Below are 25036 nucleotides of genomic sequence, written 5' to 3' on the forward strand. Positions count from 1 at the left end.
ATAGGAAGATGATATTTGTTCTTGAATTTTGAAAAATATGATCTTCTTCTTCACCATCTGTTTTTGTAAGAAGATCTAAATCTCCCTTCTGGAGTTAGTATTCAAGTTCCACTATTTATTCAATAATAAACTGTTCTTCAGTGGGGTACTAAAACATTTGGGTGTTTTTGCTTTATCACTTCTATCGTTACTCTAACACCATGATAATGTCTTTCAAAAAGTTTAAAAAATAATTTTTCAAATTCACTGTAATCAGCTTTATAAAGTTGTGCTCTAACAAATTTTCTTTCTTGACTCATTTTTACAGCGCTGAAATAATCGTAACCATTTTCAGTTGAATTTCTTTTGAGTTCACGAAAAATTGTCGATTCAGCCCAGCTTATTGTTTTTGAAATTTCAGTAATGTTTTTACCTTCTTTTCAAAGTTTGTTGATTAAAAATCTTTCATTTTCAGTTAAATGTTTAAATGTCATATTGTTAATATTATAAAAAATATTTATTAAATCCTTTTCCTTGCAATTAGGATTTCAATCTACCTAAAGTTTGATTCTCTAATTATTTTGCTTGACAAAATAATTGGACCTGACAAGGAAACTTTTTCTAATCAGATTTCTGATTATATGAATGCATATTCAGGTTGAGCTAAAATTAAAATAAATTAAGTTGTAAGGTTTTATAAATATGATGTTTGTAAAAACTAATAATTCACTTTAAAAAGTGAATCAAAAATCTGGAGCAATTTTTAGTTCCAGATTTTAATTAAACATTTTTAGAATTATTTTCAAGATCATCTATTTTTGATCTTAAGTATTTAATTTCATCCATCATTTGTCTTTGTAACTTTAAAGATTCTTCTTCAAAATTTATTTCTACTTTAGATTCTTTTTCAAGTTGTTTTTCTTTAAAATCAATTTCATGAAGTTTTTCTTCTGTTAAGAAAAACTTTTTAAATTGAAAGATTTTCTTTTGAATAAAACCTGCTGTTTTCTTAGAATTAGTTTTAGTTATTTTCTTTTCAACACTTAATAAAAATGATGAAGCAATGATACCACTAGGGATAGCAAATAAAGCAATTCCAATAATTGACATAACAATAACAATTGCTCTTCCTAAAGCTGTAACAGGTGTAATATCACCATAACCGATTGTCACCATCGAAATAGTGACAAAATAAACTGAATCTCAATAAGTTTTTAAATTATTATTATCCACTCTTTCGGCATTTAAGATAATGGCTGCAAAAATCAAGATTAAGGCAATTATCGTAATGAAAACATAAAGCAGCGTTTTTCATTGTTTGGCAAAAACTCTAATCAGTAATTTAAATGGTCCAAAAATAGCCAATAACATCATAATGCGACCTAATCTAAAAAAGATTAGTGATTTTAGGGTCATTAAACTAATAGGTGTCTCAATTTTATTACCCTTAATAATTTCAGGAATATTAGGTAAAATTCCAAAAACCCACAAGCTAGGTAACAAAGAAAGAATAATAACAATCCCAGGGAAACTAAGAGGAAAGAGAAAGGCTCCTATTTGTTTAGAACCAGACCTTAAGGGGTAAGTAATAGCTCAAAGAATTAAATCAATAAGTAAATAAAATGCCATGGCAATATCGACAATTGCGACAATAATTACTGAAGCAGGTGAATTAGAAACTTCTAAACTAGTATTAACAAATGATCATATAATTAAACCCAATAAAGCATATGTGTAAAAACGCCTTAAGATATCATGAATAGGTTTTAGATTTGAAGGAAAGATCTTTCTTAAATTATTTGTACAAATATAATTAATAATAACTAGTAAGTTTTTACGCTTATTATTGAAATCATCAAGATTAACACCAGGAATAAAATTCTTTTTATCTTTAATCATAGTTATTATATTTTATATAATAAAATCCAATTGAGTTTAATATTATGAAATTAGTTAGTGAGTTTAAAGTTAAAGATAAAAAGGAATTAGAAGTAAATCTAAAGCCATTTTTAAATTTATTTTTGCATAAAAAAATTTCCTTAGAAGGAAATTTAGGTGCTGGGAAAACTACTTTTGTGCAGGTTTTTGCAAAAATTTTAAATATCAAAGAAGTAATTACAAGCCCTACTTTTAATATCATGAAAACATATGAAAATTTAGTTCATATGGATGTTTATAACCATCAAGGAGATCTTGATTTTTATGAAGATTATTTTGATAATAATACAGTTTTAATTGAATGAGGTTCAAGGGTTAAAAATTATATTAATTTTGATTTTGTAATTTATATAAATAAAGGAAATGATTTTTATAATTACAAAATTATGCAAGTAAATTAGCTATCATTTGGCTTTACCAATTTGAGGATCTTTTAAATAAATTTCTTTGATATTTGAGTTATCTTTTTCAAGTATAAATTTTTCTTTATATTTAGAAAAATTATTAATGATTTTATCATAATTAAATTCAGGAAAATGTTCTATATTTTCGCTACCTATTTTTATTTCTGAATCATTAATATTTTTTTTATAAAAATATTTATTACCTTTAGCATCAATTAGTAATTGTTCACCATCTAAAAAAATAAAACTATCTGATGTAAAAATTTTGAAATCATGAAAAAGAGAAAAAGTTTGAAAGTAAATCAAAGCAATTCTGACACCTGTAAAAAGTCCTGGACCTTTAGCAATATATAATTCTTTTAGATCACTTATTTTAAAATTAAATTCATTTAAAATACTTTTAAAACTTTGATCTAAGGTTTCAACTTTTTGTTTTAAATTTTTAAAATGTATTTTTTTAATTAATTTATATGATGAATCAAAAAATGCAATTAATAAATCTTTATTTGTTGTATCAACTAGTAAAATCATGTTATCCTTAAATTAAAATATATTATTTTATTCTATTCTAATTTATGCAATATAATTATTTTTAATTAAAATTAAATCACCGTAAAATAGGGGCTTTTATGATCATTTTAGCATTTGAAACCAGTCATGATGATACTTCAATTAGTGTAGTAGAAATTAATAATGACAAAAAAATAATTCATGTTTTAGAAACATTATCTCAAGCAGATTTTTTTAAAAATTATGGTGGCACAATTCCTGAATTAGCTTCAAGATTACATAAAGATAATATTTTAAAAGTTTTATATTTAGTTAAAAATAAATTTGATTTATCAAAAATTGATTATGTTGCATATACAGAAAAACCAGGATTAATTGGGACACTACATATTGGTTTTTTAGTTGCTAGTGCATGTTCTTTATTTTTAGAAAAACCTTTAATTCCAGTTAACCATCTTGACGGTCATTTTTTCTCTGCTGAATTTAATAAAGATTATCAATATCCCGTTTTAGGGTTAGTTTTAAGTGGAGGTCATTCGCAATTTATTTTTGCAAAAAATGATCATCAATTAGAAATAATTGGTCATAGTCTTGATGATGCAATTGGTGAGCTTTTTGACAAGATTTCTAACAAGGCAAAATTAGGTTTTCCAGGTGGTCCTTTAATTGACAAATTATGTAAAACTAAAGAATATAATCAAATCAAATTAAACAAGGTTAAAACTGAAAATGAATACGACCTTTCTTTCAGCGGAATCAAATCACAAGTAATTAATTTAATAGATAAAAACGAATATTCCATAACTGACTTAATTTGTTCAATGCAAGCACATGCTTTCATGCAAGTTTTAGAAAAAACTAAAAAAATAATTACTGAATTTAAACCTAAAACTTTAATTATAGGTGGTGGTGTTTCTGCTAATTCTTTTCTAAGAAAAGAGATTACAAAATTACACCCTAATGTAATTATTCCTGAAATTAGATTAGCAACTGATAATGCAGCGATGATAGCTTTAGCAGCAAGTAAAAAAGTAAATCGTTAAAATATCTCAAATTTATTATAAAATACTATTTACTTATGAAAAAATCATTAATTCTTATACCCTTAACTATTGCTCCAGTTGCAGTTGCTGTAACTGCCATTTCATGTGGAGGTGGTGGACCACAACCTGATTTAGGTAGCAATAAATTAAATGCTGCTCAAATCAATGTGATGACTTTAGAAGCAAGTAAAACCTACATAGTTGCAACTGAAAGTCAATCGCAAAATTTAGCTGCCTTTGTTGAAACATTAAAAGCTCGTGAAAATATCACATTAAAAGAAAGAGTTACTAACTTTTTAAACGCTTTACAAGTAGTTGATAAAGAAAAATTTGCACGTTTTACTGTTACAAAAATAGACGCTAGTGCTTATACAAATTCAAGTAGTGAATGAAACCTAACGGTTGAAAATACAACAACTGCTAAAGTTTCTTTAGAAGCAACCCTAGAAGGTCAGGCTCGTGCCTTCACAGTTTATTTAGCAGGTTTTAGCGCAACTGAAACAACTACACCTAATGTTAATAAAACACAGCAAGAAGCTGGTGTTAATTTAGCAAACACAATTGCTAAAACTAACTACACAATTAAAGATCGTAATCAAACAACTTATACAACAGCCAGATCATATGCAGAATATCTTGCTAACTTTTTTGTCGGGGCGACTGCATTAAGTGCTGAACAACAGCAAAGTAAAATAGTTGATATTTTAAAATTACCTGGAGTTAATTTTGATCAAGCAACCCTTGATAAGATTAGTTTTGTTGATCCTTATTTAAGCGAAAAAGCAAATGATGAAAAATACATCAGAGTAGTGCAACAAGACAATAAAATAGCTATTTATACTGCTTTTAGATACGATAAAAGTACAACCTTAGTTACTCAATTTAATTTCACAGTTGAATAAAAAACCTTTTGCTAATTTGCAAAAGGCATTTTTTTACTCTTAAAATTATTTTTCAAACAGTTTTTTATATTCACCATAACCTTGTTCTTCAAGTTCTTCATAAGGGATAAACTTTAAAGAAGCAGAGTTAATGCAATATCTAAGCCCACCTTTATCACGAGGGCCATCATTAAAAACGTGTCCTAGATGTGAATCAGCGTTTTTACTTCTTACTTCAACACGGCGCATTCCATGACTAAAGTCTTGCACTTCGACAATTTCACTTACAGGTTTAGTAAACGCAGGTCAGCCACAACCTGAATTGTATTTATCTAGTGAAGAAAATAAAACTGATCCATCAACTATGTCAACATAAATACCTTTTTCAAAGTGTTCATCATATTCATTAGTAAAAGGTCTTTCAGTTGCATTTTCTTGTGTTACTGCATATTGAATATCGCTAAGGCGTTTTTTTAATTCTTCTTTTGAAGGTTTTTTCATAAATAATTCTCCTTAGTTATATTCTATAACTTATTAAGCATTTTTACTTTAAATAAGCCTTAAAAGGGCTAATTATTTTTATTAGACTATTTAGATTTTTATGCTAAAATGAAAAAACAAATCGTTTTTTAGATTATTCAACAAAATTGATGAAAGGAATCACATGCCAGGAAAAGATCAATTAACAGGTCAAAAAGCTCAATTTGGAAACCGTCGTTCACATGCCTTAAATGCTACAAGAAGACGTTTTGACCTTAATTTACGCTATGTCACTTTGGAACAAAATGGGCAAAAAGTTAGACTACGTGTAACTGCTAAAACAGCCAGAACTTTAAGAAAAAAAGGGTTGATTTAATTAATTAAAATATGAAGACAAGAGAAAATGTCTTCATATTTTTTTAGTCTTTTTTCAGCATTTCAGCGATAGTTTCAATTTTTAAATTATTAATTAAATATGAGCCACTAACTGCAGCATCAACACCTGCTGCAAATGCTTTTTTAACGGTGATATTATTAATGCCACCATCAATTTGAATTTTAATTTTAGGGGTTTCTTCTTCAAGCATCATTAGTCTTAGTTCTTTGACTTTATCTAATGATGAATCGATAAATTCTTGGCCACCTTTACCAGGCTCGACTGACATAATTAAAACTAATGATAAATATTTTAAGTAAGGTCTTAAAATTTCAATATTAGTATTTGGTTTAACACTTAAACCAAATTTGGCAGTATGTTTATACTTTTCAAAAATGGCTAAAACATCATCAGGATTTGCAAACGATTCAATGTGCATCGTTATAAAGTCAGTTCATGCTAATAAAGGGTCAATTCAGTTTTGAGGGTCTTTAACCATCAAATGAACATCAGCAATATGTTCATCAGTCCTTTTTCTTAAGTTAATAAATTCTTCGATTGAAATGGCAGTATTTGGTACAAATTCGCCATCCATCATGTCATAATGAATTCATTTAATTCCGAAATTTAATAAGTTTAAAATCACCATACGGCGATCTTCTGGTTTAACATTTAAAATGCTAGGGGTTATCAAGCGATCTTTTTTTCACATACCTTAATTATAAGAAAAAATAGTTATCTTTAAGTTTTATTTTTAAAATGTCTGCTTTTTCCCCAAAAATGTGAAATTTAAGAGGTAATTTAAAAAATATTTTTTTCAAAGCAAATTAATGTCTATAATTTAAAAAACTAAAAATTTTTAAATAGAAAAGAGCAACATGAAAAAATTCCCTCCACGCACTCATTTAAACATTCATTCAGATACTTTAGAACAAAATTATTGAAATCTTGATTCTATTTTTGATGACGGATCAACACTTTATCATGGTGGTAAAAATAAAAGCCCACATTTAACTTGAGATAAAGTTAAAGGTGCTAAATCATATGTCGTTAAAATCACTGACTATGAAGCAGCAAACTTAATTGGAACACCATTTATTCATTGAGTAGTTGCTAATTTAGAAACTAACGAACTTGAATTTGATGCTGCAAGTAGAAGCGATTTACATCAAGGATATAACTCATTTTCATCGCCATCCTTAATGCATATTAGTGACCGTAATTTAGCAAAAGCCAATGCTTTAGCTAATGCTACTTATGTTGGGCCAAATGCTAGTGATACAAGCCACAATTATGAAATTATTGTTTATGCAATTAAGGATAAAACACTTGATTTACCTAAACCATTTTATTGAGCAGATTTACATCAAGCAATGGAAAATAAAGTTGTTGCTTGAGATAGTATTAGCGTTAAATTAAGACATCCTTCAGATAATGTTAACCACCTTTATAAAGATTTATTTAAGGATCGAAGTAATTTAAAATACATCAACATTATTTCCAATAATGTCGATAAAAAGGGGTTTTTAGACTCACAATATGCTTATAGCCCTTATGCTCCCAACCCCAATTTAGACTGAACTCATGTTGAAGGAGCTAATTATTATTCACTAATTATGCTAGATAATGAATCTAGACATTCAACTGGTGGATTACCTTTTATCCATTGATTAGTTGCTAATATTAATGTCAATTCTTTAGAGGCGAATGCAACAGCAACAAATAAGGAAATCCTGCACGGAGATACATCAGCTTCAAGAGAATATGAAAGTAAATATTTAATTAATAATGAAGCATTTATGGCTCCTTTTATTCCAGATAAATTTTTACTAGATGGTGCTGCAACACGTTATTTAGGACCTAATCCTCAAGATGCTGAACACCGTTATACAGTGATCATTTATGCACATGAAAATAAATTAAATTTAATCAAAGGGTTTAAATTAGGAAGTATGTCAAGAGCACTGCATGGTAATGTTTTGGGTGAAGGTATTTTCGAATTTAAAGTGAAAAAACAAGTTAAATAAACTTTGATAAGCAACTAGAAAGTTGCTTATTTTTATTTTAATTTTAAAAAAATCCATGAAAAATACTAAATCTTATTAGTTAAAACTAATCAAAAATTTTAGGTGCAAAATCCTTAATTTGAATTTAAAAAAAATCAATTTCAGCGTGTATGATATTAATTAATATGGCTTGAAATAGGGATGAAAAACTATCAACAAAAGACTATCTGATTTATAAACACAGTTTTTTGGATAAGGAAATTAAAGTGGAAATAGAATACACAGATAATAAACATACAAGAATGAGAATCAAAGATCAAAAACTTGTTTTAGTTGCTGGTAAAAGAACTAGTTTTAAGAAATTGCTTGAATTTTCAGATTCTAAAATATGGTGGATGGTATTTCACCTAGATGATAAAAAAAAGAGTGAAATAATCCACTTGGATGAAAATTACTTTTATTTTTTAGGTAAAAAAGTTACATATCGTTTTTTTGGAACAGCATTATTTTTTAACTTCAACAACGTGCCTTATGTAAAGCAAGTTAATAAGGCTTCAACTATTTACGATAATCTTGTGAAAATTATTAAGCAAATGTTTGTAGATTATTTAGAAGTTAGACAAAGACATTGAGAAGCAATTATGAATGTACCCCCTCATAGCATAGAGGTGCGTGAAAAAACTACTAATTGGGCGAATCATTGAGGTAGCATGAATAGAGTAATTTATTCGTTTGCTTCTTGTCCACATGAAGAATATATATTGGATTATTTAATTGTTCATGAATTGACACATCATTTTCATCATAATCACGGCAAGGGTTTCAAGGAACACATTGCAAAATACATCCCAGATTGAAAAATAAGAAGAAAAAACATGAATCTAAGAATTTATGCTGATGAAAACAAAAGATTATTTGCAAAAACAAAACAAAAGAAAACCATCTAGTTTATGTACTAGATGGTATTTTTCTATTTTTGTCTTTATCAGGGTCATAGATATTTCTTAAATACTCTTGATAAATTGCTGTAGGATCAACTGTGTAATATTTTGCAATATGTCCAACTCAATCTTGAGTTTTACCTTGACTTTCTCAGAATTTTTTTTCTTCTTCATTAAATTCTTCGACTTCTTTTTCAACTTTTTCAAGGCTATAACCATTTCAATAAACACGATTTAACCGTGGTCTATGAATCGCAGGTTCTTTATTTTTACCTATTGCAATCGCAATAACTGGAAACAGATTTTTTGGTAGATTAAATCTTTCTTGAAGTAATCAAGGAAAATCAAAATGGCGAATCCCTCCTAAAAAGACAGTCCCATAACCTAAAGATTCAGCAGCAATTACGGCATTTTGAGCCATGATAAAAGCATCCCCCCATGAATTTAATAAATTATCTAATGTATTAAATTCGGGTTTTGTACCGATCATTTGTGCTGCTTTACGACCTCTATTAATATCGGCAAAGAAAACTATTAAGGCTGAAGAAGTTAAATAGTGTTCTTGAGTAGGGTTATCAATACGGCGATACATTTCTTCTTTTATATCTTGATTAGTGATGATGATTGCTGTAGCATCGAACTTATTTGCTGAAGTTGGTGCTGCATTCATTGCCTGACTAATTAATTCCATATCTTCTTCATTGATAGGTTCATAAGTCATTGAACGTTGACTGTGACGATTAATTAAATAGTCAATTACGTTATTATTTTTTGGCATAGTTACTCCTTTTATAATTATGATTAAACGCAATACGGCGTTATTTCTATTTTATAGAAACAAACGACCTTTTTAAAGATAAAAAAGCAATATTTGAATTTTATTATTTAAAAAATATTTTTTATGTCATTATATGTAGTTATTTAAATTTTTACCGTTTTAGTCATTAAAACTAAAAGCGAAACTTTTACTTTTAACCTTACTATTAAATAAATAAGCACTTAAAGTCTTGTCAGTAAGTTTTTGAATCTTAACATCAATATCATTAGCAAATTGGCGTGCACTAATTCCTAAATTAGTGTGCAATAGAAAATGGTTAAGTCTTCCTGATGGAGTTGAATTTAAGTTATTCCTTAGAATAAACTGTTCAACTGAATTAGCAGCTGAACTGATTTTTAATGCATTAGTTTTTAAAGATGCTTCTTCATAAATTTTAAAAGTTGTGTCATTCATATCGCTTTCCTTTAAGTCTTGGTTGCTATCGGTAGATGAGCCACCATTTGAACCAGATGTGTCTTGTTTTGTTTGATTAGTACTTGTCGAGCAAGCTACTAAAGTAGTAACTGCCGCTAAGCTTGTGATTGTTAGTGAAAATGCAATGCGTGATTTTATAGTCATGTTTTTATTATCTAACTAAAATCATCAAAATAAAATAAATAAAAAATATTTGTAGTTTTTTACTATATTTGTAACTAAAATTTGAAATTTTTTCAAATTTTAATCAGTGTTTATTCAAATAAAAAAACAGAAATATTTGAAAATGAATTTTTAGATTTTAAAATACAAAATTAAATATGCAGTTTATGAATTTAATTAAATATTTAATCTTGTGTGATTCAATATAAAAATTGAATATGATAAAATCATTTTTTTAAACTAGGAAGATAATTTATTTTATACTTTTTAAAAGCAAAAAAGTAGTTAAACAAAAAAATTAAAATATGCACTAAAACATCGGAAAAAACGTGTTTTCAGAACATTTTTTAGTTTAAAAAACCCGCATTAAAATGCAGGAAAAAATTATTTAAATGTTTTTTCTATTTCAGCCATCATTCAGCCAAAGCGATCGTTTGCTCAATCTTTTTGTCTTTCGGTAGCAAAAATATAAAACTTAATTTTTGGTTCAGTTCCACTAGGTCTAAGAGCCATTCAGTCATATAAACCATTATTCATAAATTCTAATTTTAACATGTCACTTGGTGCAACTTCTTTGTTTCCATTAGAAAAATCAATTAACTTACTATTGTGTAAATTTAAGTTTCTAAATTTATGTTTGATGTCATTTAGTTGGTGTGGATTACTTGGATCTAAATCGATTGTAAAACTTTTTGAAACTACATATCCATATTTTTTGTAAATATCTTCAAGATCATCAAGTAAGATTCTACCTTTAGTTTTTGACTCACTTGCAATTTGTGAAAGAATTACAAGTGATTGCAGTGCATCTTTATCTGCTGCCATATTTTCATCTAAAAGTGATCCATAAGATTCTTCAAAACCAAATAATAATTTAGCGTTTTTATCATTTTGTTTTAAACGTTTAATCAATTCACCAATTCACTTAAATCCTGTTGCTGTTTCATAAACAGCAACATTATTTTCTTTAGAAATTGTTGCAGGTAAAGTTGTTGAAACAAATGAATGAATTAAATATTTATTTTCAGTTTTTTTGTTTTTGATTAAATAATCAAAAATCAAAATTGCTGTTTCATTACCAGTTAAAAGTTGATATTCACCATTCTTATCCTTAACACCTAAACCAACTCGATCTGAATCAGGATCGGTAACCATCAAAATATCTGCATTATTTTCTTTAGCAATTTTAATCAGTCTTTCATAGGCTGATTTTGATTCAGGATTAGGATTAGCAATAAAAGTAAATTCTTTATCTTCTTTCATTACTTCTTCATCATAAACTGCATTAACTTTTAAATGTCTAAAGATGTGTTTTGCATATTTTGCACCAGTGCCATGTAAGGGTGAAAAAGCAACCTTAAGATTTGAAAAATCAGCATTTTTGCTTGCTATTTTAACTAAATCATTTTTATACTTATCAATTAAAGTAAGGTCTTTTTCAAGATCATCTTCAGCATATAAAAATAATTTATTGCTTTTATCAAACTTAAAGTGTTTTTTAGGGTATAGGTTGTAGTCTTCAAATTGCTCTACAATTTCATCAACTTCATAAGGAAGAATTTGATAACCAAATTCATTATAAAGTTTGATTCCGTTATATTCTTTAGTGTTATGTGAAGCAGTAATATTAACTGCTCCTTGTGCTTTTTTATGTTTAACTAAATATGAAACTAATGGTGTAGGGGTGATTTCTCTTCCGTAATAAACATTAATTTTATAGTAGTTTAAAACTGCAGCAGCAGCTTCTGCAAATTGCTTGCTTTGATTACGATTGTCACGACCAATGACAATTGTAATTTTTTTTCTTTTGCCGTATTTTTTTAAAAGGCTTTTTGCAAAACCTTCAATTACTCGTTGTACATGTTTGACGTTTAATTGAGATTCATGATCACCAATTACGCCACGCATTCCGGCTGTACCAAATTCTAATTTCATTAAAACTCCTTCTTTTCTATGTTTAAATAATAGAATTTCTTGTTTTTTATGCATTATTTAACATTTTGAAAATGTCAATAATTTAGTAAATTTTAAAATGTACATATTAATTTTACTAAATTAGTTATTTTATTTGTTTAGAAATTGCTAATATTTTTAAGAAATTTGCCCAAAATGAAAAATTTTCCACATTTATCTGCAAAGACAGAAAATTTGATATTTTTGCAGGTTAAAAAATTATAAAAATGTAAAATAAAAGTAGGTGATAAGTTAAACATTAGGTTATTATTTAATGGAGACAACTATTACTTTAAAAGAGAGAGAAAAAGAGGTCAAAATGAAGATTTGATATGTTTCAGCCGAGAGTTATCCATTTATCAAAACAGGTGGATTAGGAGATGTTAGTTACGCCTTCCCTCGTGCTTTAAGTAAAATCGGAGTAAAGGCAAGAGTGATCTTACCTTTCTTTTACACGATACCCGAAAAGTATACATCACAAATGGTAGACTACTTACAGTGAAGTATGCAACTTGGTTCTAAAAATTACCAAGTTATTGTTAAACAACTTAGATATGGAAATATCGATTATTTCTTTATCGCCAAAAATGAAAACCCTGACAACAAACTATTAAGCATTTATAGTAATTACACTAATGCTTTCGACTTTATGTTTTTTTCAAAAGCCATCATCCGTTTCTTAGAAATAGAAGATGAAAAACCTGAGATTCTACATTTAAACGATTGGCACACAGGGTTAATCGCTTTATTACTTAAAATGTCAGGAAATTCTGAATTAAGTAAAATCAAGGTAATTTTTACAATTCACAATTTACAATACCAAGGACAATTCGGTGCTGAGCATGTGTTGTCTGCTTTTGGTTGAGAGAAAAATAAAAACGTAATTGAAAAAACTGTTAGTGATGGAGTATTTTCATTCATGAAAACAGGAATAGTATATTCAGACAGAGTTACAACAGTTAGCCCAACTTATATGCTAGAAATTCAAGGTGGCGAATTTGGAATGGGACTTGATGGATTATTAAGAGAACATTCTAGCAAGTTATCAGGTATCTTAAATGGTCTTGATACAGAAATCTATAGCCCTAATGCTGATGAATTTTTAAAAGAAAACTATGATGAAAACACTTGAGAAAGAGCTAAAAAAGTTAATAAAAAATTCTTACAAGAAAAATCTAATTTAGAAGTTAGTGACTCTAAATTTGTAATAGGAATTGTTTCAAGATTAGCAAATCAAAAAGGATTTGACATTTTTGATTTAGCGCTACCAATTTTACAAAATGAAAACCCTAATATTCAATTTGTAATTTTAGGTACAGGTGACAAAGTTTATGAAAATAATCTAGCAAGAACCTGTCATAATCAAAACAAAAACTGTACATTTATTAATGATTTTAGTGAAGAATTTGCTCACCAAATTTATGCAGGATCAGATGCCTTTTTAGTGCCATCATATTTTGAGCCTTGTGGTCTAACACAATTAATTTCATTGAAATACGGATCAGTTCCAATTGTTAGAAAAACAGGTGGTTTAGCTGATACAGTTATTGATATTGAAAAACCAAATGCAACTGGATTTAACTTTGAAAAGTTCTCAGTTGAAGAACTAGTTGCTGTTGTTAAAAAAGCCGAAAATGTTTTCCAAAATGATAAAAAACGTTGAACTGAAATCGTCAATGCAGGAATTAGATCGAGATTTAGTTGAGATGTCATTGCTGAACAGTATTTGGAGCTTTATAAACAACATGTCGCAAAATAGTAAGAAAACAAATCCTAAAAAAGTTGATATTTTAAAATTTACTGAAGGGTGGCATTCAAGCCTTTATGATGAACTTGGAGTTCATCCTATTTCAAATGAATCAGGTTCAGGGTTCATTTTTAGAGTCTATGCACCAAATGCTAAGCATGTTAATGTTTTAATTTTTCAGGGAATTAAAACACATGTTTTTGCAACAGTTAAAAAAGAGCACGGAATTTGAGAAACAATTATCCATGGTGTAACTTATGGAGATTTTTACAAATTTGAAGTTATTGATTGAACTAACTTTTCAAAATATAAAACTGATCCTTTTGGTTTTTATAACCAACAGGCACCGTTTTTTAATAGCATAATTTATGATCGCAAAAGATATAAATGACATGATAAAGAATTCCTAAAAGCACGTAAAACACGGGATTTTCGTTCAGAACCAATGGCTATTTACGAAGTTCATTTAGGTTCGTGAAAAAAAACTTTGGACAATCAGTTTTTAAATTATAAAGACTTAGCTCACCTACTAATTGACTACGTTTTAGATATGGGTTATACTCATATTGAATTTTTACCATTAGCCGAGCACCCTTTTATTGGTTCTTGAGGATATCAGGTTACAGGCTATTTTGGAGCAACAAGTCGTTATGGAAATCCTGATGAATTAAAATATTTAATTGATTATGCTCATAAAAATGGCATCAAAGTAATCATGGATTTTGTTCCAGTTCACTACAATAAAGATGATCATGGTCTATATAAATTCGATGGAACTCATTCAACTTTCTCATCAGAAATTGAATTTGATCGAGAAAATTATTTATGAGGTACAGCAAATTTTGATCTAGGAAAAAATGAAGTAAAAAGTTTTTTACTTTCTTCTTTAGGTTATTGAATTGAAGAATTTCATATTGATGGTTTCCGTTTTGATGCGGTTTCTTACATAATTTATTATCAAGGAAATTCCAAAGCTGGTGTTAATCCTGATGGCGTGGAATTTATTAAAAGTACTATTTCAAATATTAAAAAACTACATCCTGATATCTTAATTATTGCTGAAGATTCATCAGCTTTTCCTGATGTTACAAGTGCAATTTCTGATGGTGGATTAGGTTTTGATTTAAAGTGAGACCTAGGTTTTTCAAACGATTTATTCCGATTTATGAAGAAAGAATTCATTGAAAGAAAACACAGTTTTAATGCCTTTAATGACATAACTTTTTCAATGGTTTACAACTTCAATGAAAAATTCTTACTTGCTTTTTCACATGATGAAGTAGTTCATTTAAAACGTTCACTAATGAATAAAAGTCCTGGTTTTTACGACCAAAAAATGAGACAATCAAAGTTAATGATTTCTTATATGTTTGCTCATCCAGGTAAAAAACTTTTATTTATGGGAATTGATATTGCTCAGTTTAAAGAGTGAAATGAAAGAGTCAGTTTAGATTGACATCTTTTAGAAAATCAATTGCATTACCAACATTGAGATTTTGTTAAGGATTTAATCCATACATATAAACAAGAGCCATCTTTATATGTAAAAGATTTTGATAAAGATGCATTTGAATGAGTTTTAGTAAATGAACTTGATAATATTTTTGTTTTTAAACGCTATGGGAAAACAAAAAACGATGAAATGCTAGTTGTTTTAAATTTCTCTGATAACTACTATGAAAATTATAGTTTTAAGTTAAATCTAAATAGTAAAAATCCATTAAATATTAGATACAGCGAAATTTTAAATAGTGACAATTTAAAATATGGAGGTAGTGGTGCAATTAACAGCTTAAGTGCTGAAAATGGCATTCTAGATCCTTTCCAAGACTATGAAAATAGTTGAAGGTTATCTTTAAAAATTGCACCTTTTGCAGCAATTTTTTTAAAAAAAATTAAGAAGTAATTCAGAAAGTTCACTAACATGCCAACAAGTTTAATACCTCAGTTTTTTCAAAACAACTACCGTGAAAATCTGCAAGCCTACTATGATAGGTGAGATTTAGTCACATTAAGCGCCCCTAAGAATTTTTATCATAAGGGTGATGCTTTCAATATTTTTATTGAGCAAGAGCACACCACTTACCAGGCGTATATTTTAAATATTGAATCTTATGAAGGTAGAGACTATGTTAAGTTAAAAGTGCCAAGACGCTTATATAATGTGCGTAGCCGCCATTATATTATTGATAAAGAAAATAATCATATTCCAATCAAAGCTGGTTCAATTGTTTTTCAACCAGATTTTGATCGTTTTATTTATTATTCAGGTAATGATCTAGGTTATCACTATAGCAAAGAAGAAACTAAATTTGTTTTATATGCTCCTTTAGCAATTTCTGTTAGTTTAGTAATTTATAATCCTGATACTAAGGAAGAATTACAAAGAGTCTTAATGGAAGATCGTAATAACGGCACTTATAGTGTAACGCTTGATGGTGATTGTGAGTTAATTCATTATCGTTATGCAGTTTTTTCTAATGATGAAGAAACTTTAACAGTTGATCCATACGCTTTTGCTTCGAATGCAAACAGTGAATTTTCTTGTGTAATTGATAAGTCAAAAACTGATCCTGCAATGGAATTTCCTAAGGTTAAAAAACCGATTAAAAACTATACAGATGCAATCATTTATGAGTTAAATGTCAGAGATTTTACTGATAGTGGTTTTTTTGTAAATCGAGGTAAGTTTTTAGGTTTAACTGAGGAAAATTTAAAAGATCAACAAGGTAATAAAATTGGTCTAGATTATTTAATTGAACTAGGAATTACGCATGTACAATTACTTCCTATTTACGATTTTCAAACAATTAACGAAATGACTTATCCAAAGGCAAATGAGTATAATTGAGGTTATGACCCTGTGCAATTTAACGTTCCTGAAGGCTCGTACGCTCTTTATCCTAATAACCCTTATAGCCGTATTTTTGAACTCAAAAAAATGATTTCAAAATTGCATGAAAAAAATATTGCAGTAGTTATGGATGTGGTTTTTAATCACGTTTATCAAACCTCTAATTTTTCATGACAAAAAATTATTCCTGGTTATTATTTTAGGTTTGATCAGCACGGATTTTTTTCAAACGCATCAGGAGTTGGTAACGATGTTGCTAGCGAAAGATTAATGGTTAGAAAATATATCGTGGACATGTGTCGCTATTGAATCACCGAATTTAAATTAGATGGATTTAGATTTGATTTAATGGGTTTAATTGATGTTGAAACCATGAATGCCATTACTAAAATGGCTCATAAAATTAATCCTAATTTTATTATTTATGGTGAAGGTTGAAACATGCCAACTGCTTCATTATTACCAATGGCTCACATGCAACATCACCAAATGCTCCCAAAAATCGGCTTTTTCAATGATTATTTTAGAAATACAATTCGTGGTAGTCATTGAGATAAAAACGATACAGGGTATGCTAGTGGAAACTTTTTAGTCTTTAATAAAGCTTCAAACGCCATCATGGCATCACTAGGAATTAACGGCTTTCATTCAATTTTTGATGAACCCTGACAAAGTGTTAACTATATTGAAGTTCATGATAACCAAACTTTTTATGATTTTATTCAAGAACAATTACCAACTTATAATGATGATACGTTGCAAAAAATTGCTTTAATGGGATTAGCGATTGTGATTTTATCGCAAGGAATCCCTGTAATTCATGCAGGTCAGGAATTATTCAGAACCAAATTTGGTGAAGATAATACTTACAATAAATCAATCAGTTATAACCGTTTTGATTGAAACAAAATTAGTGAACATTATTGGGATTTAAACTTCATCAAAAGACTGATTTCAATTAGAAAAACCTACTCTTTATTCAGGTTAAATACTAATGCTGATATTCAAAAATATGTGAAGGTAGAGCGCTCAAAAAGTGGGCTAACTGTCTATATTTTAGAAAATGAAGTAGATAGTTTTCTAGTTTTAATCAACAACACCAGTTACAATCAAGACTACTTTTTTACAAATGGTAAAATGCACGTCTTGACTAATAACTATCATCAATATCCTGAAATGGATGATGAAAAAATTACTATTAGACCATTTGGTTTTTACGTGTTACATAAACCCGTAAAAAGATAAGGAAAAGATATGAAAAAAGAAACAGTCGCTTTAATTTTAGCGGGGGGACAAGGTTCAAGACTTGGTAAATTAACCGAGCATATTGCTAAACCAGCAGTACCTTTTGGTGGAAGATATCGCATTATCGATTTTGCTTTAAGTAACTGTACAAATAGCGGAATTGAAACAGTTGGAATTTTAACGCAATACAAACCACTTGCTTTAACTAGGCATATTGGTGTAGGAATGGCGTGAGATTTAGACCGTTTAAACGCTGGAATCACGATTTTATCACCACAAGTTAAAGGTAAAACAGGTAATTGATATGAAGGAACAGCACATGCTGTTTATGAAAATTTTGAATATATTGAAGAATATGATCCTGAATATTTATTAATCCTTTCAGGAGATCATATTTACAAAATGGACTATTCTTTGTTAATTGATTATCATAAAAATCATGAAGCAGATGTCACAATTGCTGCTATGGAAGTACCTTGAGAAGATGCAAGTCGTTTTGGTATTTTAAATGTTGATAGCGAACGCAAAATTGTTGAATTTGAAGAAAAACCAGCAAAACCCAAATCAAATTTAGCTTCAATGGGGATCTATGTTTTTAGTTGAAAAGTTTTAAGAGATGTGATGAACTATTGTACTGAAAATAAAATCAATGTGCATGATTTTGGACACAATGTTTTACCTTATATGCTAAAAGCAGGTAAAAGTATTTTCGCTTATCCTTTCGTAGGATATTGACGTGATGTTGGAACTGTTGCAAGTTATTGAGAGGCAAATCTTGACTTAATCAACTATCAAAGTGAACTAGATTTATCAGATCGTAAGTGAGTAATTTACACAAAAGGAAATAGTTTACCACCTCAATATATAGGTGATAGTGCAACTATTAAAAAGTCATTTATAGCTAATGGATCAGTAATTTATGGTCATGTGGAAAATTCCATGATTTTTCCAGGTGTAACTATTGAAAAAGGAGCAGTTGTTAAAGATTCAGTTGTTATGGGTCTAAGTAAAGTAGGAGCAAATTCTAAAATAACTAAATCAGTCGTTATGGAAAATGTGAAAGTTCCTGAAAATAAATTAATAAAATCAGCTGATGAAAATGAAGTTTTTGTCTATGCAGGGGAGGGTAAATAATGTCACTACATAAGAATGTAATTGCAATTGTTGATGCTAACGAAAATGCAAGTCGTATTCGTGGTTTAGGTGTATCACACGCTAAACCAATCATGCCTGTTTTAGCACGTTATAACCTAGTTGATTTTGCTTTTTCTAACTTGATTTATGCAGGAATTTATCCAGTATTTTTATTAGTAGATAAACCTAATCGCCACATTTTTAACTATATTGGTACAGGTAGTCCGTGAAACTTAAATCGCAGAAGTAACGGTATCCACTACTTATTTTCAACCAAAGAACAAATTGGTACAGGTAACAATTTAGGCGCTTTATATAAGACAGTTTCATTTGTTAAAAGTATTGACCGTGATGTTGTTTTATTAACAAATACCAATACAATTAATCGTATTGATTATGTTGAAATGTATGAAAAGTTAAAAACTTCTGGTGCGGATATTGTTTGAGCATTTCGCCGTGAAGCAAATCATGATCGTTACTTAAATATGGAAATTTTAAAGTTCAATGCTCGAACTGAAAAAGTTGTTAATTTTGGTATTAATACAGGAAGTAAAGAAGAAATAAAAATTGATTTAGGAATTTTTATGATGTCTAAAAAAATGTATTTATCTTTAATTAGTGAAGCTGTTGAATTAAATATTAATAGCAAGTTTGAAACTTTCTTAAAATCAAAAGTTGAAGAATTGAAAATCATCGCTTATGAAATTGATACATGAGTAGGATTTTTAAATAGTGCTGAAGAATATTTTGAAAATCAATTAAAACTAATGAATGATCAAAATATTGCAGTGGAAACTTTCACAAAATTTCCACTTTATACTCGTGAATTAGATCAAACTTCTTCATATTACAGTCAAAGCGCCAGCGTTTCAAATTCCTTATTAGCAAGTGGCTGCAAAATTAAAGGAAAAGTAAAAAATTCAATTCTTTTTAGAGGTGTTGAAATCGGTAAAAATGCTGAAGTAGAAGACTCAATTATTTTAAGCAATGTTATCATTGGAGATAACGTAAAACTTAAAAATATTATTATTGATGAGAATGCAATTATTTCATCTGAAAAGACACTAATTGCAGATAAAAAGTCACCATTAGTAATAATGAAAAATTCTAAAATTTAGTTCTAAAAGAGCCTTTTTTCCGATCTATTTGGAAGAAAGGTTTTTTATTTTGCCTATTTGGAAAATAGTTTTTAAAAATACTTGTTCTAAAATTTTATTTATGTTTTTTCAATATAAAATACATTCTTTTTTTTGAATACATAACATGACTTTAAAAATCATTTTTATAGGTGTAAAACAACAGTTTCATTATGTTCTTATTTGAATAAGAAAAAGGTGCAAAAAAGACTGGATGAACTATGATTTAAAATTACATTTTTTTGAATTATTTATTCAAAAAAACATTTTCATTTATTTTTTTAAAACACACCAAGAGGCTTTGTAAAATGAATTCGAAAATGAAAATAAAGCAGTTTTTTTCAGAAATGTCATAAATTTGTAAAAATAGTTCGTTCAAGTGAAAAATAAATGAATAAAAATATGAAAATTTTCATATTTTGAAGAATTAATAAAGAAAAAAGTCATATCTTATTTTTTAATATTATCATTTAGTTATATTAAATTTGCTCTGGAGGAGTTATGAAAAAATTAATAAATAAAAGCGAGAACATTGTTCGAGAAATGCTTGAAGGAATTGCGTTTGCAAATCCTGATGTAAAAGTTGATTATGAAAATCAAGTTGTTTATAAAAAGAATTTAAATAAGGATAAAGTTACTTTAATTTCAGGTGGAGGTTCAGGACATGAACCTGCTCACGCAGGTTATATTGCAAAAGGTATGCTTGATGCAGCAGTTTGTGGAGAAGTTTTTACTTCACCTACATCAATTATGGTTAATGAGGCAATTGAATTAACCAAAAGTAACAAAGGCACTTTATTGATTATTAAAAACTATACAGGTGATGTTTTGAATTTTACAATTGCTAAAGATATGGCTAGTGAAATGGGTTACAATGTCGAAACAGTTGTTGTTAATGATGATGTCGCCGTTGAAAATTCAACCTATACAGCTGGTCGAAGGGGTATTGCAGGAACAATTTTTGTCCATAAAATTGCAGGTGCAGCAGCAGAAAAAGGCATGAGCCTTTTAGAAGTTAAAAGAGTTGCTGAAAAGGTAATCAACAATGTTAAAAGTATGGGTTTATCAATTGGTCAGGCTATCGTACCTTCAGTTGGTAAAGCATCATTTACTTTAGAAGATGATGAAATTGAATTGGGTTTAGGAATTCATGGTGAGCCTGGAGTTAAAAAAGAAAAAATGCAATCATCTGAATTTTTAGTTTGAAAACTATTAGACCATATTTTAGTAGAAGATGACTATACTCAAGGAGAAGTTGCGATTTTATTAAACGGACTAGGTGGAACACCTTTAATGGAACAATATATTGCTTTAAATGATGCTAGAAAGTATCTAGAAAGTAAAAACATTAAAGTTACATATGCAAAAGTAGGTAACTTTATGACAGCATTAGAAATGCCAGGAATTTCTATTTCATTATTAAAACTGGATTCAGAAATTAAAGAATTATTACTAGAGAAAAGCGAAGCAAGCCAATGATAAATAATCATAAATTAGTAGAAATTTTTAAAACTATTGCAAGAGAAATTAGTTTAAGAAAAAACGAATTAACCGAATTAGATAGACTAATTGGTGATAGCGACCACGGAACCAATATGGACAGAGGTTTTAGTAATGTTTTAAGTGAAATCGATAATTACAAAGATAAAGATTTAAGCGAAATCTTTACCTTTGTTGGTAAATCACTAATGGCTAAAATAGGTGGCGCATCAGGTCCTTTATATGGCATGGTTTTTGTAAGATCAGCTTCTATTTTTAAAGATCAACCAGTTCTTAATCAAGAATTATTTCAAAGATTTTTAACTTCAGCAGTTGCTTCTTTGCAAACTTATGGACAGGCTAATTATTTAGATAAAACTATGTTAGATGTTTGAATTCCACTAACCAAGGAATATCAACATAACAAAAACAAAATGGATTTAATTAAGCAAATTGATGAATATGTAATGGCTACAAAAGTTCGTCAGGCTTTAAAGGGGCGTGCTTCTTATTTAAAAGAGCGCTCAATTGGTGTAATTGACCCTGGCTCACTATCTAGTTCAATAATTTTGAAAGAATTTATTAAGGAAATCTAAAATGCACTTAGTAATTGTTACTCACTCATACTCTTTTACAGAGCATATCATTAAGTACTTAAAAGCAATGATCCCTGATTTAGATCTTAATTATGTACATAATGCATCAGGTTTAGATGAAACTATTATCGGTACAAGTCCGATGCGTATCTTAGATACAATTAATGAAGTTTCTGATCAAGAAATTATTTTAGCAGCAGATCTAGGTAGCAGTATGATTAATTCTGCCCTTGCTCAGGAAATGATTCATGATAAGAAAATCCACTTAGTAAAAGGACCTTTTTTAGAATCTCTTTTCAGTATTTCTAGTTTATTAAATTCAGGTATTGAATTTAATGAAATGATTAAAATCTGCGATGAAATTGCTGTTAAATAATTTAGTCTTTAGATACTAAAAATAGAAAAAAGTTTAAAAAATCAAAGAAAAATAGTTTTTTTGTCAAAATCATTGCTTATTTGTTTAAATATCATTAGTAGATGAGAGACTATGAAAAGTAAAAAACTATTGCTTATTCCAAGCCTAATAACAGCTGCAGCTTCAACTGCGGCTTTTATTGCATGCGCTGGCAGCGATGGTGGTACTTTTACAGAAGCAAACCAAGTTTTTCAAGATAATGTTAGGATTTTAGCTGCATTTAGCAATTCAGAAATTGTTATCAATCAGAAAGTAAATATTGATACTTATATTGCTGATTTAGAAAAACGTGCACAAAAGTCTCCATCAAATGCTGTTTCTAAAATTTTAAAAGATTTTAATATTTCTCTAAATTTAAATAATTTAAATATTACTTTTGAAATTGACATTGCTAAAAAAGAAAGTAATAGTTTTTTAATAGACTTAACCTTAATTGAATCTAGCAATAAGGCTAATTTTGAATTTAATATAAAATATGAAGATATTTCTGGTTCATTAAATACAATTGAAAATAATATTTTAAAACTACAAAATAAGTTAGTTAATAAAGTATCTATTAAATCAACTAGAACAATTGATGAATTTATTGAAGAATTAAATAATTTAGATAGTGATTTATTAATAGATACTTTTTGACAATATATAGGACTAGAAAAAGCAGATCTTGATTTATTTTATGAATTGATTATTAATAAACTTGATGATACAAATTTAGCATTTCAATTCAAGTTTTACCGTGCTGGAGAAAATACTAAAATTTACCAAAAGAACCTAAAATACGAGAAAATCACATCTTTAGAATTTTCTACTCTTGAAAATGAATTTAAAGCAATTAGTACTAAAGTTGCAGGTTTAGAAACAATAACTTCAACACAAGAATCAGCATCTGAATTTGTTGAAAAAATTACATCATTAAAACCAATGCAACAAATTGAAATGTTGCAAACTTCTTTTGCAACAACTTTTGAAAAAATCAAACAGACAAAATTAACCTTCCAATTTGAAGTTGTTGATCACGATATTAAAGTTACTTTTAGATTGAATTTCAAAAATGAAAAAGAATTAAGTTTTGAAAAAACTTTTAATTATCACCAAGAAAATAAATTCTTTTCATCAACAAAACCTAGTGATTTATCATATTCAAGTGCAATTGATATCAACAATGATTCAAATAAAAAAATACAAATAGATAGCAACATTTATCCAAATGGTGACTATATAAATGGGTACAACTCATCATCTGACTTAGAAATAAGAAGTATTGAATTGCCTAGAAGCGAGCACTTCTTATTCATTAATGATAACTATAAAAAAATATGACAAAGAACAACTTATCTAAATATCAAAAACAACTCAACTAATGCAACTGAAGATGCTTCTAGTGCTTCAGGTACTGCTTGAATTTTAGATTATAAAGTTGATGAATTTAATTCATATCCAAGAACTTGATATTTTGCAACTAATATTCATGTTGCAAAACATCTCCATAACCCTGAAAGTTATGTTCAAGACACTCTTGATGGAGCAGAAACTTCAGAAGTTTTAATGACTATAGTTAAGCCACAAGATTGATGATCATATAAAACGGGTACAAGTTTAAACTTTTTAACTTTAAAAGGTAAATCTTTACCAAAAGTTGTTTATCTAGGGTTAGATTATTTAAACACTTCACCTAAGAATTGAAACAATGACTTTTTAGCAGAAGAAGCTATTGATTTTGCAGTTTTTGAAGTTACTTTTGATAATGATGAAGACGCTAAAAATATGACACAGTTATATGCAGGATCTGAATCAGCAAAAAATATTGTTGCTAGTGATTTAACAGATAAAAGTGATTTAGAAAATGAATTTTATTCAGCAGGATTTAGTTCAAATGGATTCTATTCAGTTAATCCAAAAATTAATCTTCCACAATACAACGACTATTGTAAAGATTGTTTTAAACAGGTTAAAACACATCCTGAACTTGAGTATGAATCAGATAAATACAATGAATGATTAAAAGAAGGTAATAGTCTTGCTATTGTTCCTTACTTATCATCTAATAATGAAAATAACGGTATTTCTGATGCTCTTTTAAATATTAAGACACAATTAAGTTATCGTGGGAACAGATATCAATTTCAAGGCTTAACATATGCTTTAGCAAATACAGCCATGGGTAATGGTTCATCAGGTTCACTTGTTACTTATAAAGATGATCCTTTAGCAATTTTATTTTTTAATTACTTTAATACAGATATTGGTTTAGCTTTTGGATTAAGAAGCGAAGGTGTGGTTTGAGATAAAATTAAAAACTATCAAAGTCCTGCTTATGACATTGTTAATGGAAACAAAAATCAATATTACAAAACTCAAAAATCTTCATATTTTAGTGCAATTAAGAAAATTGCAAATGGGCAATTTAAAACTAAATTATTTGATTCATGAGATGAAAAAACTGAATAAAAATGTACACAATTAATTGTTTTAATTAGCAAATTTATTTGTGTATTTTTATTTACT

23 protein-coding genes are annotated in these 25036 nt (G+C 28.4%); 15 read left to right on the forward strand and 8 right to left on the reverse strand.

The window, feature by feature from the left end:
• Together CJJ23_RS00525 and CJJ23_RS00530 are read right to left on the reverse strand one after the other, a co-directional pair.
• Window positions 1–473, reverse strand: a 473-nt coding sequence (locus CJJ23_RS00525; protein WP_143823596.1) for a helix-turn-helix domain-containing protein, incomplete at its 3' end; no start/stop codon positions are given.
• 286 nt (window positions 474–759) lie between these two features.
• Window positions 760–1878 (reverse strand): potassium channel family protein, encoded by a 1119-nt coding sequence (locus CJJ23_RS00530; protein WP_095334471.1) that lies wholly within the window; start codon window positions 1876–1878, stop codon window positions 760–762.
• 44 nt (window positions 1879–1922) lie between these two features.
• On the opposite strand from CJJ23_RS00530, the gene tsaE reads away from it, so the two are divergent.
• Window positions 1923–2318 (forward strand): tRNA (adenosine(37)-N6)-threonylcarbamoyltransferase complex ATPase subunit type 1 TsaE, encoded by a 396-nt coding sequence (gene tsaE, locus CJJ23_RS00535; RefSeq protein ID WP_095334472.1) that lies wholly within the window; start codon window positions 1923–1925, stop codon window positions 2316–2318.
• Here tsaE and CJJ23_RS00540 read toward each other — a convergent pair whose 3' ends face one another.
• Window positions 2319–2852 (reverse strand): hypothetical protein, encoded by a 534-nt coding sequence (locus CJJ23_RS00540; RefSeq protein WP_095334473.1) that lies wholly within the window; start codon window positions 2850–2852, stop codon window positions 2319–2321. It lies immediately after the preceding gene.
• A 98-nt stretch (window positions 2853–2950) separates the two neighbouring features.
• Between CJJ23_RS00540 and tsaD the strand changes: the two genes are divergently transcribed.
• Both tsaD and CJJ23_RS00550 read left to right on the forward strand, forming a co-directional pair.
• Window positions 2951–3874 carry a tRNA (adenosine(37)-N6)-threonylcarbamoyltransferase complex transferase subunit TsaD gene (gene tsaD, locus CJJ23_RS00545; RefSeq protein WP_095334474.1) on the forward strand — a complete coding sequence of 308 codons (924 nt, stop codon included), beginning with the start codon at window positions 2951–2953 and terminating at the stop codon, window positions 3872–3874.
• A gap of 35 nt (window positions 3875–3909) precedes the next feature.
• Window positions 3910–4776 (forward strand): hypothetical protein, encoded by an 867-nt coding sequence (locus tag CJJ23_RS00550; RefSeq protein WP_095334475.1) that lies wholly within the window; start codon window positions 3910–3912, stop codon window positions 4774–4776.
• 45 nt (window positions 4777–4821) lie between these two features.
• On the opposite strand, the gene msrB is transcribed toward CJJ23_RS00550, so the two are convergent.
• Window positions 4822–5256, reverse strand: coding sequence for a peptide-methionine (R)-S-oxide reductase MsrB (gene msrB, locus CJJ23_RS00555; RefSeq protein ID WP_095334476.1), 435 nt, complete (start codon window positions 5254–5256; stop codon window positions 4822–4824).
• A gap of 163 nt (window positions 5257–5419) precedes the next feature.
• On the opposite strand from msrB, the gene rpmB reads away from it, so the two are divergent.
• Window positions 5420–5611, forward strand: coding sequence for a 50S ribosomal protein L28 (rpmB, locus tag CJJ23_RS00560; protein WP_084232443.1), 192 nt, complete (start codon window positions 5420–5422; stop codon window positions 5609–5611).
• A gap of 43 nt (window positions 5612–5654) precedes the next feature.
• On the opposite strand, the gene CJJ23_RS00565 is transcribed toward rpmB, so the two are convergent.
• A complete protein-coding gene (locus CJJ23_RS00565) occupies window positions 5655–6323 on the reverse strand; it encodes a ribulose-phosphate 3-epimerase (protein ID WP_095334477.1) in 669 nt (222 codons plus the stop codon).
• Between the two features lie 166 nt (window positions 6324–6489).
• Between CJJ23_RS00565 and CJJ23_RS00570 the strand changes: the two genes are divergently transcribed.
• Window positions 6490–7638: a YbhB/YbcL family Raf kinase inhibitor-like protein gene (locus CJJ23_RS00570; protein WP_095334478.1), complete on the forward strand. Its 1149-nt coding sequence runs from the start codon at window positions 6490–6492 to the stop codon at window positions 7636–7638.
• Between the two features lie 164 nt (window positions 7639–7802).
• The gene (locus tag CJJ23_RS00575) at window positions 7803–8564 is read left to right on the forward strand and encodes a YgjP-like metallopeptidase domain-containing protein (protein WP_180737993.1); all 762 of its coding nucleotides are present in this window, start codon (window positions 7803–7805) and stop codon (window positions 8562–8564) included.
• Window position 8565: 1 nt separating this feature from the next.
• Here the strand turns inward: CJJ23_RS00575 and CJJ23_RS00580 are convergent, their stop codons facing one another.
• The 3 genes from CJJ23_RS00580 to CJJ23_RS00590 all read right to left on the reverse strand — a co-directional run bounded on the left by CJJ23_RS00580 (window position 8566) and on the right by CJJ23_RS00590 (window position 11907).
• Window positions 8566–9336: a nitroreductase family protein gene (locus CJJ23_RS00580; RefSeq protein WP_084232439.1), complete on the reverse strand. Its 771-nt coding sequence runs from the start codon at window positions 9334–9336 to the stop codon at window positions 8566–8568.
• A gap of 159 nt (window positions 9337–9495) precedes the next feature.
• Window positions 9496–9954 carry a hypothetical protein gene (locus tag CJJ23_RS00585; protein ID WP_095334480.1) on the reverse strand — a complete coding sequence of 153 codons (459 nt, stop codon included), beginning with the start codon at window positions 9952–9954 and terminating at the stop codon, window positions 9496–9498.
• A gap of 402 nt (window positions 9955–10356) precedes the next feature.
• Complete coding sequence (locus tag CJJ23_RS00590) at window positions 10357–11907, reverse strand: phospho-sugar mutase (protein WP_180737994.1); 1551 nt, start codon at window positions 11905–11907, stop codon at window positions 10357–10359.
• 292 nt (window positions 11908–12199) lie between these two features.
• On the opposite strand from CJJ23_RS00590, the gene CJJ23_RS00595 reads away from it, so the two are divergent.
• From CJJ23_RS00595 to CJJ23_RS00635, 9 genes are all read left to right on the forward strand, one after another.
• Window positions 12200–13684 carry a glycogen synthase gene (locus CJJ23_RS00595; RefSeq protein WP_095334482.1) on the forward strand — a complete coding sequence of 495 codons (1485 nt, stop codon included), beginning with the start codon at window positions 12200–12202 and terminating at the stop codon, window positions 13682–13684.
• Window positions 13671–15578 carry a 1,4-alpha-glucan branching protein GlgB gene (glgB, locus tag CJJ23_RS00600; RefSeq protein ID WP_180737995.1) on the forward strand — a complete coding sequence of 636 codons (1908 nt, stop codon included), beginning with the start codon at window positions 13671–13673 and terminating at the stop codon, window positions 15576–15578. Before CJJ23_RS00595 ends, glgB begins: the two co-directional genes overlap by 14 nt.
• Before the next feature lie 18 nt (window positions 15579–15596).
• Window positions 15597–17771, forward strand: coding sequence for a type I pullulanase (gene pulA, locus CJJ23_RS00605; protein ID WP_095334484.1), 2175 nt, complete (start codon window positions 15597–15599; stop codon window positions 17769–17771).
• A gap of 9 nt (window positions 17772–17780) precedes the next feature.
• A complete protein-coding gene (locus CJJ23_RS00610; protein WP_095334485.1) occupies window positions 17781–18905 on the forward strand; it encodes a glucose-1-phosphate adenylyltransferase in 1125 nt (374 codons plus the stop codon).
• Entirely contained in the window at window positions 18905–20023 is a 1119-nt protein-coding gene (gene glgD / locus CJJ23_RS00615; protein ID WP_095334486.1) for a glucose-1-phosphate adenylyltransferase subunit GlgD, read from the forward strand. Before CJJ23_RS00610 ends, glgD begins: the two co-directional genes overlap by 1 nt.
• 519 nt (window positions 20024–20542) lie before the next feature.
• The gene (gene dhaK / locus CJJ23_RS00620) at window positions 20543–21523 is read left to right on the forward strand and encodes a dihydroxyacetone kinase subunit DhaK (RefSeq protein WP_095334487.1); all 981 of its coding nucleotides are present in this window, start codon (window positions 20543–20545) and stop codon (window positions 21521–21523) included.
• Entirely contained in the window at window positions 21517–22116 is a 600-nt protein-coding gene (gene dhaL, locus CJJ23_RS00625; protein ID WP_095334488.1) for a dihydroxyacetone kinase subunit DhaL, read from the forward strand. The genes dhaK and dhaL overlap by 7 nt, the downstream gene beginning before the upstream one ends.
• Window position 22117: 1 nt before the next feature.
• Window positions 22118–22492: a PTS-dependent dihydroxyacetone kinase phosphotransferase subunit DhaM gene (locus CJJ23_RS00630; RefSeq protein WP_095334489.1), complete on the forward strand. Its 375-nt coding sequence runs from the start codon at window positions 22118–22120 to the stop codon at window positions 22490–22492.
• Between the two features lie 111 nt (window positions 22493–22603).
• Window positions 22604–24979, forward strand: a complete 2376-nt coding sequence (locus CJJ23_RS00635) for an MIP family Ig-specific serine endopeptidase (protein WP_095334490.1) — start codon at window positions 22604–22606, stop codon at window positions 24977–24979.
• Window positions 24980–25036: the final 57 nt, after the last annotated feature.

The organism is Mycoplasmopsis agassizii (assembly GCF_002276225.1).
GTDB lineage: Bacteria > Bacillota_I > Bacilli_A > Mycoplasmatales > Metamycoplasmataceae > Mycoplasmopsis_B > Mycoplasmopsis_B agassizii_A.